The sequence below is a fragment of the Rhizobium sp. RAF56 genome (assembly GCF_052113965.1).
Taxonomy (GTDB): Bacteria; Pseudomonadota; Alphaproteobacteria; order Rhizobiales; family Rhizobiaceae; genus Rhizobium.
The window spans coordinates 75,694-91,046 of sequence record NZ_JBFRDU010000003.1; the positions used below are offsets into that span (position 1 = coordinate 75,694).

At 61.6% G+C, this 15,353-nt stretch carries 16 protein-coding genes; 3 read left to right on the forward strand and 13 right to left on the reverse strand.

The window, feature by feature from the left end; genetic code table 11:
* The first annotated feature begins 12 nt into the window (after positions 1-12).
* Complete coding sequence (gene mazG / locus AB4048_RS03605) at positions 13-846, forward strand: nucleoside triphosphate pyrophosphohydrolase (RefSeq protein WP_442200556.1); 834 nt, start codon at positions 13-15, stop codon at positions 844-846.
* Between the two features lie 9 nt (positions 847-855).
* Here mazG and hflX read toward each other — a convergent pair whose 3' ends face one another.
* From hflX to dusB, 8 genes are all read right to left on the reverse strand, one after another.
* Complete coding sequence (gene hflX, locus AB4048_RS03610; RefSeq protein WP_442200557.1) at positions 856-2,190, reverse strand: GTPase HflX; 1,335 nt, start codon at positions 2,188-2,190, stop codon at positions 856-858.
* An 89-nt stretch (positions 2,191-2,279) separates the two neighbouring features.
* Positions 2,280-2,522 (reverse strand): RNA chaperone Hfq, encoded by a 243-nt coding sequence (gene hfq / locus AB4048_RS03615; protein ID WP_003539403.1) that lies wholly within the window; start codon positions 2,520-2,522, stop codon positions 2,280-2,282.
* A 108-nt stretch (positions 2,523-2,630) separates the two neighbouring features.
* Entirely contained in the window at positions 2,631-3,494 is an 864-nt protein-coding gene (locus AB4048_RS03620; protein ID WP_442200558.1) for a D-amino-acid transaminase, read from the reverse strand.
* A gap of 67 nt (positions 3,495-3,561) precedes the next feature.
* Complete coding sequence (ntrX, locus tag AB4048_RS03625) at positions 3,562-4,926, reverse strand: nitrogen assimilation response regulator NtrX (RefSeq protein ID WP_442200559.1); 1,365 nt, start codon at positions 4,924-4,926, stop codon at positions 3,562-3,564.
* Entirely contained in the window at positions 4,916-7,183 is a 2,268-nt protein-coding gene (locus tag AB4048_RS03630; RefSeq protein WP_442200560.1) for an ATP-binding protein, read from the reverse strand. The genes ntrX and AB4048_RS03630 overlap by 11 nt, the downstream gene beginning before the upstream one ends.
* Before the next feature lie 275 nt (positions 7,184-7,458).
* Positions 7,459-8,910, reverse strand: a complete 1,452-nt coding sequence (gene ntrC / locus AB4048_RS03635; protein WP_442200561.1) for a nitrogen regulation protein NR(I) — start codon at positions 8,908-8,910, stop codon at positions 7,459-7,461.
* On the reverse strand, positions 8,907-10,061 hold the full coding sequence (locus AB4048_RS03640) for a two-component system sensor histidine kinase NtrB (protein WP_442200562.1): 1,155 nt from the start codon (positions 10,059-10,061) through the stop codon (positions 8,907-8,909). Before AB4048_RS03640 ends, ntrC begins: the two co-directional genes overlap by 4 nt.
* The gene (gene dusB / locus AB4048_RS03645; RefSeq protein ID WP_442200701.1) at positions 10,058-11,077 is read right to left on the reverse strand and encodes a tRNA dihydrouridine synthase DusB; all 1,020 of its coding nucleotides are present in this window, start codon (positions 11,075-11,077) and stop codon (positions 10,058-10,060) included. Before dusB ends, AB4048_RS03640 begins: the two co-directional genes overlap by 4 nt.
* A 149-nt stretch (positions 11,078-11,226) precedes the next feature.
* Here dusB and AB4048_RS03650 point away from each other — a divergent pair, with 149 nt between their 5' ends.
* Positions 11,227-12,444, forward strand: a complete 1,218-nt coding sequence (locus AB4048_RS03650) for a bifunctional 2-C-methyl-D-erythritol 4-phosphate cytidylyltransferase/2-C-methyl-D-erythritol 2,4-cyclodiphosphate synthase (protein ID WP_442200563.1) — start codon at positions 11,227-11,229, stop codon at positions 12,442-12,444.
* Positions 12,441-12,941 (forward strand): CinA family protein, encoded by a 501-nt coding sequence (locus tag AB4048_RS03655; protein ID WP_442200564.1) that lies wholly within the window; start codon positions 12,441-12,443, stop codon positions 12,939-12,941. Before AB4048_RS03650 ends, AB4048_RS03655 begins: the two co-directional genes overlap by 4 nt.
* On the opposite strand, the gene AB4048_RS03660 is transcribed toward AB4048_RS03655, so the two are convergent.
* The 5 genes from AB4048_RS03660 to AB4048_RS03680 all read right to left on the reverse strand — a co-directional run bounded on the left by AB4048_RS03660 (position 12,932) and on the right by AB4048_RS03680 (position 15,320).
* Entirely contained in the window at positions 12,932-13,378 is a 447-nt protein-coding gene (locus AB4048_RS03660) for a type II toxin-antitoxin system RatA family toxin (protein WP_442200565.1), read from the reverse strand. The two genes, AB4048_RS03655 and AB4048_RS03660, sit on opposite strands and share 10 nt — an antisense overlap.
* Positions 13,379-13,475: 97 nt before the next feature.
* Complete coding sequence (locus tag AB4048_RS03665) at positions 13,476-13,757, reverse strand: type II toxin-antitoxin system RelE/ParE family toxin (RefSeq protein ID WP_442200566.1); 282 nt, start codon at positions 13,755-13,757, stop codon at positions 13,476-13,478.
* 5 nt (positions 13,758-13,762) lie between these two features.
* Positions 13,763-13,999, reverse strand: a complete 237-nt coding sequence (locus tag AB4048_RS03670) for a type II toxin-antitoxin system ParD family antitoxin (RefSeq protein WP_442200567.1) — start codon at positions 13,997-13,999, stop codon at positions 13,763-13,765.
* A gap of 70 nt (positions 14,000-14,069) precedes the next feature.
* A complete protein-coding gene (gene lipA, locus AB4048_RS03675; RefSeq protein ID WP_442200568.1) occupies positions 14,070-15,041 on the reverse strand; it encodes a lipoyl synthase in 972 nt (323 codons plus the stop codon).
* Between the two features lie 30 nt (positions 15,042-15,071).
* Positions 15,072-15,320, reverse strand: a complete 249-nt coding sequence (locus AB4048_RS03680; protein WP_442200569.1) for a GlsB/YeaQ/YmgE family stress response membrane protein — start codon at positions 15,318-15,320, stop codon at positions 15,072-15,074.
* Between the last annotated feature and the right edge of the window lie 33 nt (positions 15,321-15,353).

Consider the following 15,353-nt stretch of genomic DNA (forward strand, 5'->3'; position numbering starts at 1 on the left):
GACGAGATATCGATGCAAGCATCGCAAGAGATTTCCCGCCTGATCGAGATCATGGCGGCGTTGCGCAACCCTAAAACCGGCTGCCCCTGGGATATCGTACAGACCTTCGAGACCATCAAGCCCTATACGATCGAGGAGGCCTACGAGGTTTCCGACGCGATTGAGCGCGGGGACATGGACGATCTCTGCGACGAACTGGGAGACCTGTTGCTGCAGGTCGTCTTTCACGCCCGCATGGCTGAGGAAGCAGGCGAATTCTCTTTCGGGGACGTGGTGCAAGCCATCACCGCCAAGATGATCCGCCGTCATCCTCATGTCTTCGCCCGATCCGGGGCCGACACGCCCGAGGCCGTCAAGGTTCAGTGGGACGAGATCAAGCAGGCCGAAAAGCGCGAGCGCTCAGAGCGTCGCGCCCGCCGGGGGATAGCCGAAGACTTCAAGACCGGCTTCCTCGGATCCGTGCAGCGCAGCTTTCCGGCGCTGACGGAGGCCTTGAAGCTGCAGGAACGCGCCGCCAAAGTCGGCTTCGACTGGTCGGCGCCCGAACCGATCCTGGACAAGATCGAGGAGGAAATCGGCGAATTGCGCGTGGCACTCCGAAACGGCGATCAGGAGAAGGTCAGCGACGAACTCGGCGACCTCATTTTCGCAGTTGCCAATATCGGCCGGCACGTGAAGACGGATCCTGAGCAGGCATTACGTGGAACCAACACGAAATTCCGGCGCCGTTTCCGTCACATAGAGGATGTTCTTGAAACGGAAGGCGAGACGCTGGAAGGTGCTACATTGGAGCGTATGGAGGAAATCTGGCAGGCGGCCAAGGCGATAGAACGGCAGCTCGGCTGAGCTTGCCGCCTATTCCCACTCTTCCTTGGCGGCTTTCGGTCCGTTGCCCATGCGCCGTTCCAATTCGGTCGCTTCCGTTTCGGTCAGCCGAACATCCAGGGTGACGGTACCGTCTTCATTGTCCGCGCGTTTGTCGACAATGGCGTGGTTATAGATCCACGGCAGCAGCGCGAGATTGTCGACGGGGAGCGTGATCGTCGTCTCCGTCATCACGCCGGAAAGCCTGCGGCTGATCTCCTGCATCAGGAGATCGACGCCCTCGCCGCTGACAGCGGAAACAGCCACGACGTTCTCGGCTGGCGCGGCCTTCTGCACCATGGCGTCATGCGCCTCGGGTTCCAGGCGGTCGATCTTGTTCCAGACCTCGATGATGCGCTCCACCCCTTCCGCCTCGCCGATGCCGAGATCGCGCAGAATGCGCATGACGTCGGAGCTTTGCACCTGATTGTCCTCATCCGCCATGTCGCGCACATGCAGGATGAGATCGGCCTCCAGCACCTCTTCGAGCGTGGCGCGGAAGGCGGCGACCAGATGGGTCGGCAGATCGGAGATGAAGCCGACGGTGTCCGAGAGGATCACGGTTCTGCCATGCGGCAGCTTCATACGCCGGAGCGTCGGGTCGAGCGTGGCGAAGAGCATGTCTTCCGCCAGCACACCCGCGCCGGTGATGCGATTGAACAGCGTCGATTTTCCGGCATTGGTGTAGCCGACCAGCGCCACGATCGGATGCGGCACCTTCCGGCGTTTGGCCCGGTGAAGCTGGCGCGTGCGCACCACCTGCTCAAGTTCGCGCTCCAGGCGGATGATACGATCCTGCAGCATGCGACGGTCGGCTTCGATCTGGGTTTCACCCGGACCGCCCATGAAGCCCGCGCCACCGCGCTGGCGTTCAAGGTGGGTCCAGCTGCGAACCAGCCGGCCCTTCTGATAGTTCAGATGTGCCAATTCGACCTGCAGCGTCCCTTCCTTGGTGGAGGCGCGGCGGCCGAAGATTTCGAGAATGAGGCCTGTCCGGTCGATGACCTTGGCGTTCCATTCCTTCTCCAGATTGCGCTGTTGCACCGGCGTCAGGGGATGGTCGACGATAATGAGGCCGGCATTGAATTCATCGAGCAGCGCCCGGATCTCTTCGATTTTGCCGGTGCCGAGAAGCGTCGCCGGCCGCGGATCGTTGATCGGCACGATCGCGCCGTGGACGACGTCAAGGTCGATTGCCTGCGCCAGGCCCTTCGCCTCCTCAAGGCGGCTTTCGGGCAGGCGCGTGGTGGTGATTGCACCGTCCAGTTGTGCGGACTTGGCGGCGCGCGCCTGCTTGAGCACAGGCACGACGACGACCGCGCGCATATCATCCCGGTGCTTGGCAGCTTCCGGAATGGTGGAATCGTTCTTTGTATCGCGTGTCGAGATAACGGTTGACCCTAGCTAGCCGCGTCTCAGGACGCGGCTTCTTCACTTTCGAACATCTGCATCGGCTGTCCCGGCATGATCGTCGAGATCGCGTGCTTGTATACCAGTTGCGAATGGCCGTCGCGACGAAGCAGGACGCAGAAATTGTCGAAGGAAGTTACAACTCCGGTGAGTTTTACACCATTAATAAGAAAAATTGTCAGGGAAATCTTTTGCTTGCGAACAGTATTAAGAAATAAGTCCTGCAAGTTCTGAGAACGTTCCGCCATCGCGCCGCTTCTTTCTTTCTTGCCGGCGCTCGGGCCGGTGGAATATCAACTTAAGACTCTTGTCCCGGAACAGGACATCCCCGTCGTCCGCTCCTGAAAAGCTTGGTATCAAATCGCAGTCTTTTCCGCAATGTCGAAAAAGGCTTCTCGGATTTTCTGCGAGACGCTTCCGGGATGACCGTTCGCAATCGGCTTTCCGTCGACGGAAATCACGGGAAAACAAATACTTGTTGCCGCGGTGATGAAGACCTCGCGTGCAGCCATCATTTCCTCCACGGAGAAAAATCGTTCCGCTATGCGAATATCCAGGCGCGCTGCGACGTCCATCAACGTCGTTCGCGTGATGCCGCGCAGAATGCCGTGTTCGGCGGGCCGCGTCACCAACGTCCCCTGGGCATCGACCATCCAGACGTTGGTCGCGGCGCCCTCCTTCACAATGCCGTTCTCATCGACGAAGATCGCCTCCTGGGCTCCGGCTTCCTTTGCCTGCTGGCGCGCCAACGCGTTGGGAAGCAGGCCGACGGACTTTATGTCCACTCGATCCCAGCGGTTGTCTTTAAGCGTTATCGCCTTGATACCCTGAGCGTTCTTGCGGGCAATGACGGTGCGATCCGTACTCTTTGCCGTCACCACGATCGAGGCCGGCGTATCCGCCGCCGGGAACACATGGTCCCGACGCGCGACGCCACGTGTAACCTGCAGGTAGAACAATCCGTTCTTCACACGATTGCGGCGCAGCGTCTCGCGGAGCACTAAAATCAATGCCGCGCGGCTCATCGGCCAGGTAATCCGCAACTCGGTAAGCGAGCGGTTCAAGCGATCGAGATGCCGCGAAAGATCGACGATCAGCCCATGGCGGACCTCGCAAACCTCGTAGACTCCGTCCGCGAACTGGTAGCCACGGTCCTCGACATGCACCATGGCTTGGGCGTGCGGCACGTATCGGCCATTGACATAGGCAATTCTTGGCATCGAGAACCTGTCTGGAAAAGCTTCAGGAAGGGTTTTCGCGCAGACAGGGCCGCGCGAAAACAATCGTTCAGACGCCGAGGGACTTCAGCTTGCGATGCAGCGCCGAGCGCTCCATGCCGACGAATTCGGCCGTGCGCGATATATTGCCGCCGAAGCGGTTGATCTGAGCGATCAAATAGTCGCGCTCGAACATTTCGCGAGCTTCGCGCAGCGGCAGCGTCATGATGTGGTAGTCATTGTGGGCGGAGACCTTGGGCAGCATGTCGCCGAGATCGTTGGGCAGCATCTCGGCGCTGATCGGCGTTTCGGGCCCGTCCGTGCGGGTCAGGATCATCAGACGCTCGATGTTGTTGCGAAGCTGGCGGATGTTGCCTGGCCAGTCATGCGCCTGCAGCACCGCCATGGCGTCGTCTCCGATCCGGCGTGGACGAATGCCGGCCTGCTCGGAAATTTGACGCATGAGTTGATCGACAAGGAACGGGATGTCCTCACGGCGCTCGGCGAGGGCCGGTACGCGCACCGGCACCACGGCCAGACGATGGTAGAGGTCTTCCCGGAACACACCTTCGGCAATGCGGCTCTCAAGATTGTAGGCGGTCGAGGATATGATGCGGACATCCACCTTCACGCGCTTCGATCCGCCGACGCGTTCGAACTGCTGATCGACCAGCACGCGCAGGATCTTGTTCTGCGTCTCGCGGGGCATCTCTCCCACCTCGTCGAGATAGAGAATGCCGCGATGCGCCTCTTCGAGCGCGCCGATCTTGCGCGCCTGGCCGGGCGTTCCTTCCGTACCGAAAAGAGCCACTTCCATCCGGTCCGGCGTGATGTTCGCCGCATTGAGCGCCACGAACGGTCCACCGGCACGCGACGACTTCTTGTGCATCATCCGCGCCACCAGCTCCTTGCCGGAGCCTGAAGGGCCGAAGATCATCACGCGGCTGTTGGTCGGCGAAACCTTGTCGATGGTCTGGCGCAGCTGGGACACGGCGACAGACGTGCCGATCAGTTCCGAGCTGTCGCCGGCGCGCTTCTTGAGTTCGGAAACCTCGCGCTTGAGCTTCGAATTTTCGAGCGCGCGCTCGGCGATCAGGATAAGGCGGTCCGCCTTGAACGGCTTTTCGATGAAGTCGAAGGCGCCGCGCTTGATGGCCGAGACCGCGGTCTCGACGTTGCCGTGCCCCGAAATCATAACGACCGGCAGGTCGGGATGGCGCGCCTTGATCTCGTCCAGCAATGCCAGGCCGTCGAGCTTGCTTCCTTGCATCCAGATGTCGAGGAACACGAGACGCGGTACACGGTCGGAAATGGCGGCAAGCGCGCTATCGCTATCAAAGGCGATGCGCGTTTCGTGGCCCTCGTCCGACAGGATCCCCGAGACGATCTCGCGAATGTCTTCCTCGTCGTCCACAACGAGAATATCAGATGCCATAAGCTGTTTCCTTGTCCGTCTGGGTCTGGGCTGCCAGTTCGCGCCGCGGCAGGTGCACACGAATCATGGCGCCCCTTCCAAGGTCAAAATCCGCGGGAGCATCATGTAGTTCCAGCTGCCCGCCATGGTCTTCGATGATCTTCTTGACGATCGCCAGGCCAAGGCCGGTGCCCTTCTCGCGCATCGTCGTATAGGGTTCGAGAATGCTGTAGCGGTTCTCGACCGGAAGACCGCGGCCGTTGTCGATCACATCCACCGTGAAGCGATCGCGATCCTCGTCGAGCGCTGCGCGGACCAGGATGCGCGGCTCGGTCGGCGCTTGGCCGCTTGGAACGCCTTCGATGGCCTCGACCGCATTCTTGATGAGATTTCCGAACGCCTGCCCGAGCATGCGTGCGTCGAACATGCCTTCCAGCCTGATATCACCCAGTTCGCGCAGGAACTTGACGTGATTGTTGCCCATCTCGCGCAGAAAGATCGCATCGCGCAGGATGTCGCGGAGGTCGGCGGGCTCCTTGGTCGGCTTCGGCATCCGCGCGAAGGACGAGAACTCGTCCACCATGCGGCCGATGTCGCCGACCTGGCGAATGATGGTATCCGTGCACTGGTCGAAAACAGCGCGGTCGTTCTCATCGATCTGCTTGCCGTAGCGGCGGCGGATGCGCTCGGCGGAGAGCTGAATCGGCGTCAGCGGGTTTTTGATTTCGTGGGCGATGCGGCGGGCGACGTCGGCCCAGGCGGTCGAGCGCTGCGCGATCATGAGGTCCGTGATGTCATCAAGGGTGATGACATAGGAATCCCTCGCCTCGCGCGCCTCCTCGCGGGTAACCTGGACGCTCAACGTCCTTACCGTGCCACCGCGAACGAGTTCGATCTGCTTGCGGAAATCGTGCCGGTGGCGGCTCGCGGCCTCGGTCACCACCTGGTCCACCTCCGGCGCGAGTTCGGCAAGGCTCTTGCCGACGAGCTTGTCGCTGGGCAGCGTGAGCAGCATCTCGGCGGAGGTGTTGACGATTGTGATGCGCCGGTCGTGTTCGACGCCGATAACGGCGGCCGTCACACCCGACAGCACCGCCTCGATGAAACGCCGGCGATCGTCGACCTCGTCCTTGGCTTCAAGGATTTCATCGCGCTGCGTGCGGATTTCCGAAATCATCTTGTTGAAGGTGCGCGACAGGCTGCCAACGTCGCCATCGGCGGCGCGCACCGGCACCAGCACGTTCATATTGCCGGAAGCCACATTATCGGCGGCGCTGATCAGCAGCCGGATCGGCCGCACGATGCGGTCGGCGACGGCGATCGCCGTCCAGATCGCCGCGAGCAGCACAATCAGCGCAAAGCCGATATAGAGCACCGCAAAGGCGATCTGGAGCGACATACGCCCCTCCTCCATCGCCTTGTATTCATTTGTATTTTCCTCGACCATCCGCATGGCGTTCATGACGCGCGGGTCAACGGCGCGAACGGTATAGAGGAAAGAGCCAGGAAGTTCATCCAGCTTGATGATGGCACCGACGAGGTTCGTCACCCCGGGAGGAATGAGCGTCGGCTGGCCGCCCGCCGATGCCTCGAGGGCATCCTTAGGGATCGCCGGCAGCGGCCGTTCGGTCTTGATGTCGGCCTGGACAATGGCCGTACCGTCGCGATGCACCAGGAATGCGCCGAGCAGGCCTCGCCCCTTGGCCTGACGCGTCATGAGATCGGCGAACCCCGTGCGGTCAAGGTTATAGAGCACGCGATTGCGCTCGAGGTCGTTGGCCATGGAGATGGTCTGGCCCTGCAGATAGCTCGCATTCTCCATGAGGTAGGCTTGCGCCACGTTCTTCGAGGAACTGATGATCTGCTGCGTGCGCAGGGCGAACCAGCGGTCGAGACCGACATTCAGCGTCAGACTGGCGAAGATCGCCACGAGGATAGCCGGCGTGATCGCAACGATCGAGAATAGCACGACGATGCGGATATGCAGGCGTGCTGCCGCGCGACCGCGGCTGCGAGCCTTCAAAAGGCGCGCCACCTCCCGCGCGATCAGCGCGATCATCCCGAGAACGAAGAATGAGTTGATCACCACCGAGGCGACGACGACAGGGGAAGTCGGCGCGATCGGCGTCAGGCCGAGCAGAACGAGAAGCGTGAGCACCGCGCAAAGCAACGCCCCACCCGCCAGCACAAGGCCGGGAAGAGCAAAGGAAGCACGCCGGTCCATGACCTGCGCCGCCACCTCAGTGCTTACCGCTGACGACACGTCGTCCTCGTCCATTCCGTTCGTCTCCGGGCTGCGGTTTCCCGGCAGCCTTGACTAAATCAACGCGGGCATCGGCGCCGCAAGGGATGCGAAACCGGCCGCCCGTCGAACGAGGCATGCCAACTTCACCCAAACATTTGCGAAATCATGCGAAAGCCGCCGCGATCGCTGCCAAACTGCTCAGTATTCCCGCCCATGAAAGCACCGCTGAATGCGGCGGATTCGTGAACCGGATGCGTGACCTTTAAGCAACGCATTGTGGCGAAAATGCAACGCCTCTTGCCGCATTGTCAAGCGGTGCGGGTACTGCGATAGACCGATACCCCCAACTCCCGGATCTTCTTGCGCAACGTGTTGCGATTGAGGCCGAGCAGATCGGCGGCCTTGATCTGATTGCCGCGCGTTGCAGTCAGGGCGGCGAGGATCAGGGGGTACTCCATCTCGGTGAGAATCCGGTCGTAAAGCCCGGGCGGCGGCAGGCCGTCGCCGAAGCTTGCGAAATAGACGCGCATATTCTCCTCGACCGCCTGCGCGATCGTCATAGCGCCATTGGAAACCTGACCTTTTTCGATCGGGCTGTCGGGTACATCCGAGCGAAGTTCAGCCTCGATGATCTCACGGGTGATCACGTCCTGCGGATAGAGGGCCAGGAGCCGGCGGATGAGGTTCTCCAATTCACGGACGTTGCCCGGCCAGGGATAGGCCTTCATCAAATCAAGCGCTTCCTGATCGAATCGCTTGGTGCCCAGTCCTTCCTTCTCCGCCTGCTGGATAAAATGCCGCACCAGGTCGGGAATATCCTCGGCGCGGTCGCGCAGCGGCGGCAGCCGCAGCGGCACCACGTTCAAGCGGTAATAGAGGTCTTCGCGGAAAAGACCCTGGTTGATCGCCTGTTTCAGATCCTTGTTCGTCGCAGCGACGATGCGCACATCGGTCCGGATCGGCGTGCGGCCGCCGACGGTTGTGTATTCGCCCTGCTGCAAGACGCGCAGGAGCCGCGTCTGTGCGTCCATCGGCATGTCGCCGATCTCGTCGAGAAAGAGCGTCCCGCCTTCCGCCTGTTCGAAGCGGCCGGTCGAACGCGTCTGCGCGCCGGTGAAGGCGCCCTTTTCGTGGCCGAAGAGTTCAGATTCGATAAGGTCGCGCGGGATTGCCGCCATGTTGATGGCGACGAAGGGGCCATTTCGGCGCTTGCCGTAGTCGTGCAGCGCGCGGGCAACGAGTTCCTTGCCGGTCCCGGACTCACCAGTGATCATCAGCGTCAGATCGGTCTGCATCAGGCGCGCCAGTACGCGGTAGATTTCCTGCATCGCCGATGAGCGACCGACCAGTGGCATGCCGTCCTGCATGTCGTCGTCGAGCCTTACGGGCTTTCGCTTGGGCTCGGCGAGCGCACGGCCGATGATGGCGATCAGTTCGGTCAGATCGAATGGTTTTGGAAGGTAGTCGTAGGCGCCCCGTTCCGACGCCTTGATCGCCGTCATGAAGGTGTTCTGCGCGCTCATCACCAGTACCGGCAAGTCGGGACGCGCCTTCTTGATGCGCGGCAAGAGGTCAAAAGCATTCTCATCCGGCATGACGACGTCAGTCACGACCAGATCCCCCTCGCCGGCGGAAACCCAGCGCCAGAGCGTGGCTGCATTGGATGTGATACGTACATCATAGCCCGCGCGGCTCAGCGCCTGGTTGAGGACGGTGCGAATTGCCGCATCGTCGTCGGCGACAAGAATGGTAGCTGTCATCGGCTGTTTCCTGTGGAAGTCTCGGATGGAGCGGCGTCGAACGAGATGTCCTTGGAAGCGGGCATCAGGACGCGGAAGATGGTGCGGTGACCTTGGCTGTCGCATTCAATGATGCCGCCGTGATCGCCGATGATCTTGGCGACAAGCGCGAGGCCAAGTCCGGACCCGTTGGTCTTGGTCGTGATGAACGGGTCGAATAGATGCGGCAGCAGGTCCGAGGGAACGCCGGGTCCGTTGTCGATGACGCAGAATTCCAGCGGCAGAGATACCTTTTCCCGCGTGCCGGCCACCGAGAGCCGGATGCCTGGACGATAGGCCGTCGTCAGCTGGATCTCGCCGTCCGGATGCTGCGCCAGCGCTTCGGCAGCGTTCTTGACGAGATTGAGAAAGATCTGCACCAGCTGATCGCGGTTGGCGAACACGGCCGGCAGCGACGGATCGTATAGCTCGCTGAACTTGATGTTGCGGGCAAAGCCGGCCTTTGCCACAGCCTTCACGTGGTCAAGGACCGAATGGATGTTGACCGGCATGCGGTCGATGGGGCGCTCGTCCGAAAACACCTCCATGCGATCGACGAGGGAGACGATCCGGTCGGTTTCGTCGCAGATCAGCCGCGTCAACGCCCGGTCCTCGTCGCCGGCGGACTGTTCCAGCAGCTGCGCCGCACCGCGAATGCCGGAGAGCGGGTTCTTGATTTCGTGCGCCAGCATCGAGGCGAGGCCGGTAACGGAGCGCGCCGCGGCCCTGTGCGTCAGCTGCCTGTCGATCTTATCCGCCATGGAACGCTCCTGGAAGACCACGACAACGGCTCCCATCTCGTTCGGAACCGGCGCCACATAGATGTCAACCAGCTTCTCCTGTCCGAGGCGCGGCGAACTCAGATCGACGCGATATTCGTTGACCGGTCCGCGCCGCTCGCGCACCTGCTCGATCAGCGCCAGAAGCGGGCTGCCGAAGGGAATGAAGCTCGAAATGTTGTGTCGGGCGAGATGCGAGGCGCTCGCGCCGAAGAAGGCTTCCGCCTCCCAGTTGGCAAACGCGATCAGTCCGGCCGCATCGACCATGACCACGGGGTTCTGGATGGCGTTGAGCACGGCCATGGCAACCGCGTTGCCGTTGTCAGGGGAAAGCGATCCATTGTCGGCCGTCATGCGGCCTCCCTTTCAGGCGCGACGCCCTCTGCCGCAAAACTGAGGGCGGAATGAAAGCGCGCGGCGACCTCGTGGCTGTCCTTCGAGGTCATGATCGCCGACTTTTCCTCAGCCGGGGTCCGAGGCGCGTGACGATCGAGATACCAGGCGAGGTGCTTGCGCGCGTGGCGGATGGCGACAGCGTTGCCGTAAAACTCCAGCATCATGCGATAATGCTCGAGCGCGATTTCCGGGATCTCGGCCGCACTCGGGGCGCGATGCCCCGCCAGCACGCCGGCGTGCCATGGGCGGCCTTGGCAGCCTCGCCCGATCATCACCGCGTCGGCTCCGGACCGGCGTGCAATCTCCAACGCGTCGGCGGCCGTATCGACATCACCGTTGGCGACGAGCGGAATGGAAAGGACGTCGCGCACGGCGCCGATAGCATCCCAATCCGCCTTTCCTTCATAGAACTGCATCCGCGTGCGGCCATGGATGGTGACGAGCTGGATTCCCGCCTCCTCCGCCCGCCTTGCGATATAAGGCGCGTTGATGGAGTGTTCGTCCCAGCCGAGCCGCATCTTCAACGTCACGGGCACATCGACGGCCCTGACCGTTGCCTCGATCAGCGTCAGCGCATGATCGGGATCGCGCATCAGAGCGGAACCTGAATAGCCGCCGATCACCTTCTTGGCCGGGCAACCCATGTTGATGTCGATGATATCGGCTCCGTTGTCAGCGGCGATCTTGGCCGCTTCCGCCATCCAATGCGCTTCCCGACCCGCAAGTTGCACCATGTGCGGCTTCAGCCCGGCACATTTAAGCCTCGCCCAGGATTCGGACGTGTCCTGAACCAGTTCGCGGCTCGCCACCATCTCGGTCACGACAAGGCCGGCGCCGTAGCGCAAGGCAAGCTGGCGGAACGGCAGGTCCGTGACCCCCGACATGGGCGCGAGCACGACACGGTTCCTGACGGAGACGGGGCCGATCGAAAACGGCGCGGCAAGATTGAGTACGGACAAATGATTATCTTTCAGGCATGAAACGTGTTTGCATGATTTTTAGCCACTCACCATAGACTTGCCAAGAGGTTTCCGGCACGTCCGCGATTTTTTGGGCTGCGTATGGAAAATACTCTTCCAAGGCGCTAGACCGCTGTCATCAATGTGGCTGCTCCCTGGGGTTTATGACGCAAATGCATCCAACGCAACCGATGCGCGCCGGAATCGTGATCGTCGCAGCCGGACGCGGCGAACGTGCCGGGGCGCCCGAAGAGGGCCCGAAGCAATACCGCCCCATCGGCGGCAGGCCGGTTATTGCCCATACACTTGAAAAATTTGTGACATGGCCCGGTTCCGCGCGAATCGTTGTAGTGATCCACCGCGACGACGAGGCGCTGTTCAACGACGCGGTTGCTAACCTGCGAGAGCGATCGCGGATCCAGACGACGCTTGGCGGCGCGACGCGACAGGAATCGGTGCTTGCCGGCCTTCGGCACCTCACCGACAGCGACATCAGCCACGTCTACATCCACGACGCCGTGCGTCCCTTCTTCGACCACGACCTGCTCGATCGCGCCGCGGCAGCTCTTGCCGCTGGAGCACCGGCCGTGCTGCCGGCGATCCCCGTCGCCGATACCTTGAAGCGAGCAAGCGAGACCGGGATTGTCACCGAGACCGTGCCGCGCGCCGGGCTCTATGCCGCGCAGACACCGCAGTGCTTCCGCTTTGCCGATATTCTTCAAGCTCACGAACGGGCCGCGCGCGAGCGTCGAACCGATTTCACCGACGATGCAGCCATAGCCGAATGGACCGGCCTGCCGGTAACCTTGGTGGCGGGCACTCCAGATAACGTCAAACTCACGGTCAAACGGGATATCGCCATGGCAGACGAAAAACTGAGTGCAGCACTTCTGCCGGATGTGCGCACGGGCAATGGCTACGACGTTCACCAACTCGAACCGGGCGATGGGGTGACGCTTTGCGGCGTCTTTATTGCGCACGATCAAAAGCTCAAGGGCCACTCCGACGCGGACGTCGCGCTCCACGCGCTGACCGACGCGCTGCTCGCAACCTGCGGCGCCGGCGATATCGGCGACCACTTCCCGCCCTCCGATCCGCAGTGGAAGGGCGCGCCTTCCCGCATTTTCATCGAGCACGCCGCAAAGATCGTCAGGGAACGGGGCGGCACGATCATGAACGCCGACGTCTCGCTGATCGCCGAAGCCCCAAGGGTCGGGCCACACCGCGATGCGATGCGGGCAAAGCTGTCGGAATATTTGGCGATCAGCATCGACCGCTGTTCGGTGAAGGCGACGACCAACGAAACGATCGGCTTCGTCGGCCGCCGGGAGGGGATCGCGGCGATCGCCACCGCCACGGTCGTCTACAGGAGCGCGCGGTGACGCATTTTCCGGATGATATTCTCGATCTCGCCCGCCGCATCGTCACTGACTTTGCGCAGCGTGGCCTCAGGGTAGCGACGGCGGAATCCTGCACAGGCGGCTTGATCGCCGGCGCGCTGACGGAGATCTCCGGCTCTTCAGCCGTCGTCGACCGTGGCTTCGTGACGTACAGCAACATGGCCAAGATGGAGATGCTTGGCGTTCACGATCGAACGCTTGCCGATTTCGGCGCGGTGTCGAAGGAAACGGCGCTGCAAATGGCTGACGGCGCCCTCTACCGCTCGAACGCCGATCTCTCGGTCGCCGTCACCGGCGTTGCCGGTCCGGGTGGAGGATCGGCGGCAAAGCCCGTGGGGCTCGTGCATCTGGCGGCGAAATCGCTGAGCGGTCGTCTGGTCCATCGGGAGATGCGCTACGGGGACATCGGCCGGGAAGGCGTGCGGCTGGCGACTGTCAGGACCGCGCTCGACATGCTGATCGAGGTCGCTCAGACGTAAATCCGATCGGCGCGTGTCTCGAAAGCTTCGGAAAACATGCGGAAGGCGCGATCGAACATCGAGCCCATCAGCGCCCCGAGGATACGGCTCTTGAACTCGTAGTCGATGAAGAAGTGTATATTCGAGCCGCCGTCCGGTTTCTCCTCGAAACGCCAGCGATTGTCGAGGTACTTGAAGGGACCGTCGATGTATTTCACCTCGATCACATGCTCGGCCTTGTTGAGCAGTACCTGTGTCGTAAAGGTTTCCTTGATCGCCTTGTAGCCAACCGTCATGTCGGCAACCAGCAGGACCTTGCCGTCACGCTCCTTGCGGCTGCGTACGGTCAACGCTTCGCAGAGCGGCAGGAATTGTGGATATTGCTCCACGTCCGCGACAAGGTCGAACATCTGGTCGGCGGAATGCGGAACGGAATGGTGGGTCTCGAACTTCGGCATGATCGGCAGTTAAGCGGGCGCGCCAAGAAGATCAAGAAGGCGACGCACCTGACCACGGGATTTTCGCTGGAAAATCTGCACGCACGGTATCCGGCATTCATTGCCAATTTTCACGATGATGACGAATGCGTATGATCAGAACGCCGCCTTCGTCGTGTTGATTGTAGACGATTAAATGGGAGCCGCAGGGATGCATCCTCACGGGCGGTTCGATTTCTCCGCGTTCTCTCGCAAGCTTCGGATTATCGCTCAGCAACTCGAAAACGCTCTGCAGGTAAGCGTGATATCGATCCGCTTGCTCCTTGCCGAATATCCTGCGCCCTTCCCGATAAATCGATCTGACGTCTTCTGCGGCCTGGCGCGTCAGCCGATAAACCACACGGACTATTCCGCAGCGCTTTGCATGGAGCGCAGGATATCGTCCATCGTTTCCTCGCCGACGCCGCTTCCTAGACCTTCGTCGACGAGCTTTTGCATATGAGCGATTTTGGCTTCCCGCTCCTGATCTCGGCGGATCAAGTCGCGCACATACTCCCCGGCGTCCGGGTAGCGGCCCGACTGCGTCTGGCGCTCGATCCAAGTTCGCATCGGGTCAGGCATTGGAACTGTGAGCGTCGCCATCGTGGCCTCCTTCCGAGGCAATATCACACGGTGTCACCGCTGGTGTCAAAACCCCACAATATGCTCTCGGCTACTCCGCCGCCGCCAGCAGCTTCTTCTCCCTCGCCGCCCTCAGGCGGGCGAAGTCGTCGCCGGCGTGGTGCGAAGAGCGGGTCAGCGGGCTGGAGGCGACCATCAGGAAGCCCTTGGTATAAGCAACCGTTTCGTAGGACTTGAACTCCTCGGGCGTGACGAACTTCTCCACCTTGTGGTGTTTGCGTGTCGGCTGCAGATATTGGCCGATGGTCAGGAAGTCGACGTCGGCGGTTCTCAGGTCGTCCATGAGTTGGAGCACTTCGTTGCGCTCCTCGCCGAGGCCCACCATGATCCCCGACTTGGTGAACATCGTCGGATCCAGTTCCTTGACACGCTGCAGCAGGCGGATCGAGTGGAAATAGCGTGCGCCGGGGCGAACCGTCAGGTAGTTGCCGGGGACGGTTTCCATGTTGTGATTGAAGACGTCGGGCTTGGCGGCGACGACGCGTTCGAGCGCGCCCGGCTTCTTCAGGAAGTCGGGCGTCAGGATTTCGATCGTGGTCGCCGGCGACGACGCGCGGATGGCCCAGATCACCTTTTCGAAATGTTCGGCGCCGCCGTCGGCGAGATCGTCACGATCGACCGACGTGATGACGACGTGCGAGAGGCCCATTTCCTTGACGGCCTTGGCTACATTCTCGGGCTCGGCCATGTCCAGCGCGTTCGGCTTGCCGGTCGCGACGTTGCAGAAAGCGCAGGCGCGCGTGCAGATCTCGCCCATGATCATGAACGTGGCGTGCTTCTTGTCCCAGCACTCGCCGATGTTCGGGCAGCCAGCTTCCTCGCAGACGGTGACGAGCTTGTGCTCCTTCACGATCGAGCGCGTCTCGAGATAGCCCTTCGAGGTTGGCGCCTTGACGCGGATCCACTCCGGCTTGCGCATGACTTCGGTATCCGGGCGATGCGCCTTTTCCGGATGCCGAACTCGCTTGGCTTCGGGATTGATCGTGTCGAGAATCGTGACCATGAACGTCTTACTTTCCGCCGCTCCTGCGGCTCATCGCCGGACAAGGCGCGCGACGAATATCAGAAGGCACGCGCCGAGAAAACCCGTAATGAAATAGCCGAACCGGCCACCGGCCAGCTCGACATGAAACTGTGCGAGGATTGCCGTCGTGACCACCGATCCGACGATACCGAGCACGATATTGAGAAGAACGCCGAAGCGCGCATCCATCAGCTTTCCGGCAAGCCAGCCCGCCAAGCCGCCGATGATGATCGCGGCGATCCAACCTACGCCTTCCATACTTGCCTCGCCCCGTATGTTGCCAATTGAAGC

Bases quoted from the DNA above. Each gene is read 5' to 3' on its own strand.
- AB4048_RS03670 (WP_442200567.1), bottom strand. From the start codon at position 13,999: ATGGCGACGCTCACAGTTCCAATGCCTGACCCGATGCGAACTTGGATC.
- mazG (WP_442200556.1), top strand. From the start codon at position 13: ATGCAAGCATCGCAAGAGATTTCCCGCCTGATCGAGATCATGGCGGCG.
- ntrX (WP_442200559.1), bottom strand. From the start codon at position 4,926: ATGGCATCTGATATTCTCGTTGTGGACGACGAGGAAGACATTCGCGAG.
- AB4048_RS03650 (WP_442200563.1), top strand. From the start codon at position 11,227: ATGACGCAAATGCATCCAACGCAACCGATGCGCGCCGGAATCGTGATC.
- AB4048_RS03680 (WP_442200569.1), bottom strand. From the start codon at position 15,320: ATGGAAGGCGTAGGTTGGATCGCCGCGATCATCATCGGCGGCTTGGCG.
- ntrC (WP_442200561.1), bottom strand. From the start codon at position 8,910: ATGACAGCTACCATTCTTGTCGCCGACGACGATGCGGCAATTCGCACC.
- lipA (WP_442200568.1), bottom strand. From the start codon at position 15,041: ATGGTCACGATTCTCGACACGATCAATCCCGAAGCCAAGCGAGTTCGG.
- AB4048_RS03660 (WP_442200565.1), bottom strand. From the start codon at position 13,378: ATGCCGAAGTTCGAGACCCACCATTCCGTTCCGCATTCCGCCGACCAG.
- AB4048_RS03640 (WP_442200562.1), bottom strand. From the start codon at position 10,061: ATGACGGCCGACAATGGATCGCTTTCCCCTGACAACGGCAACGCGGTT.
- hfq (WP_003539403.1), bottom strand. From the start codon at position 2,522: ATGGCGGAACGTTCTCAGAACTTGCAGGACTTATTTCTTAATACTGTT.
- hflX (WP_442200557.1), bottom strand. From the start codon at position 2,190: ATGCGCGCGGTCGTCGTCGTGCCTGTGCTCAAGCAGGCGCGCGCCGCC.
- AB4048_RS03620 (WP_442200558.1), bottom strand. From the start codon at position 3,494: ATGCCAAGAATTGCCTATGTCAATGGCCGATACGTGCCGCACGCCCAA.
- AB4048_RS03630 (WP_442200560.1), bottom strand. From the start codon at position 7,183: ATGGACGAGGACGACGTGTCGTCAGCGGTAAGCACTGAGGTGGCGGCG.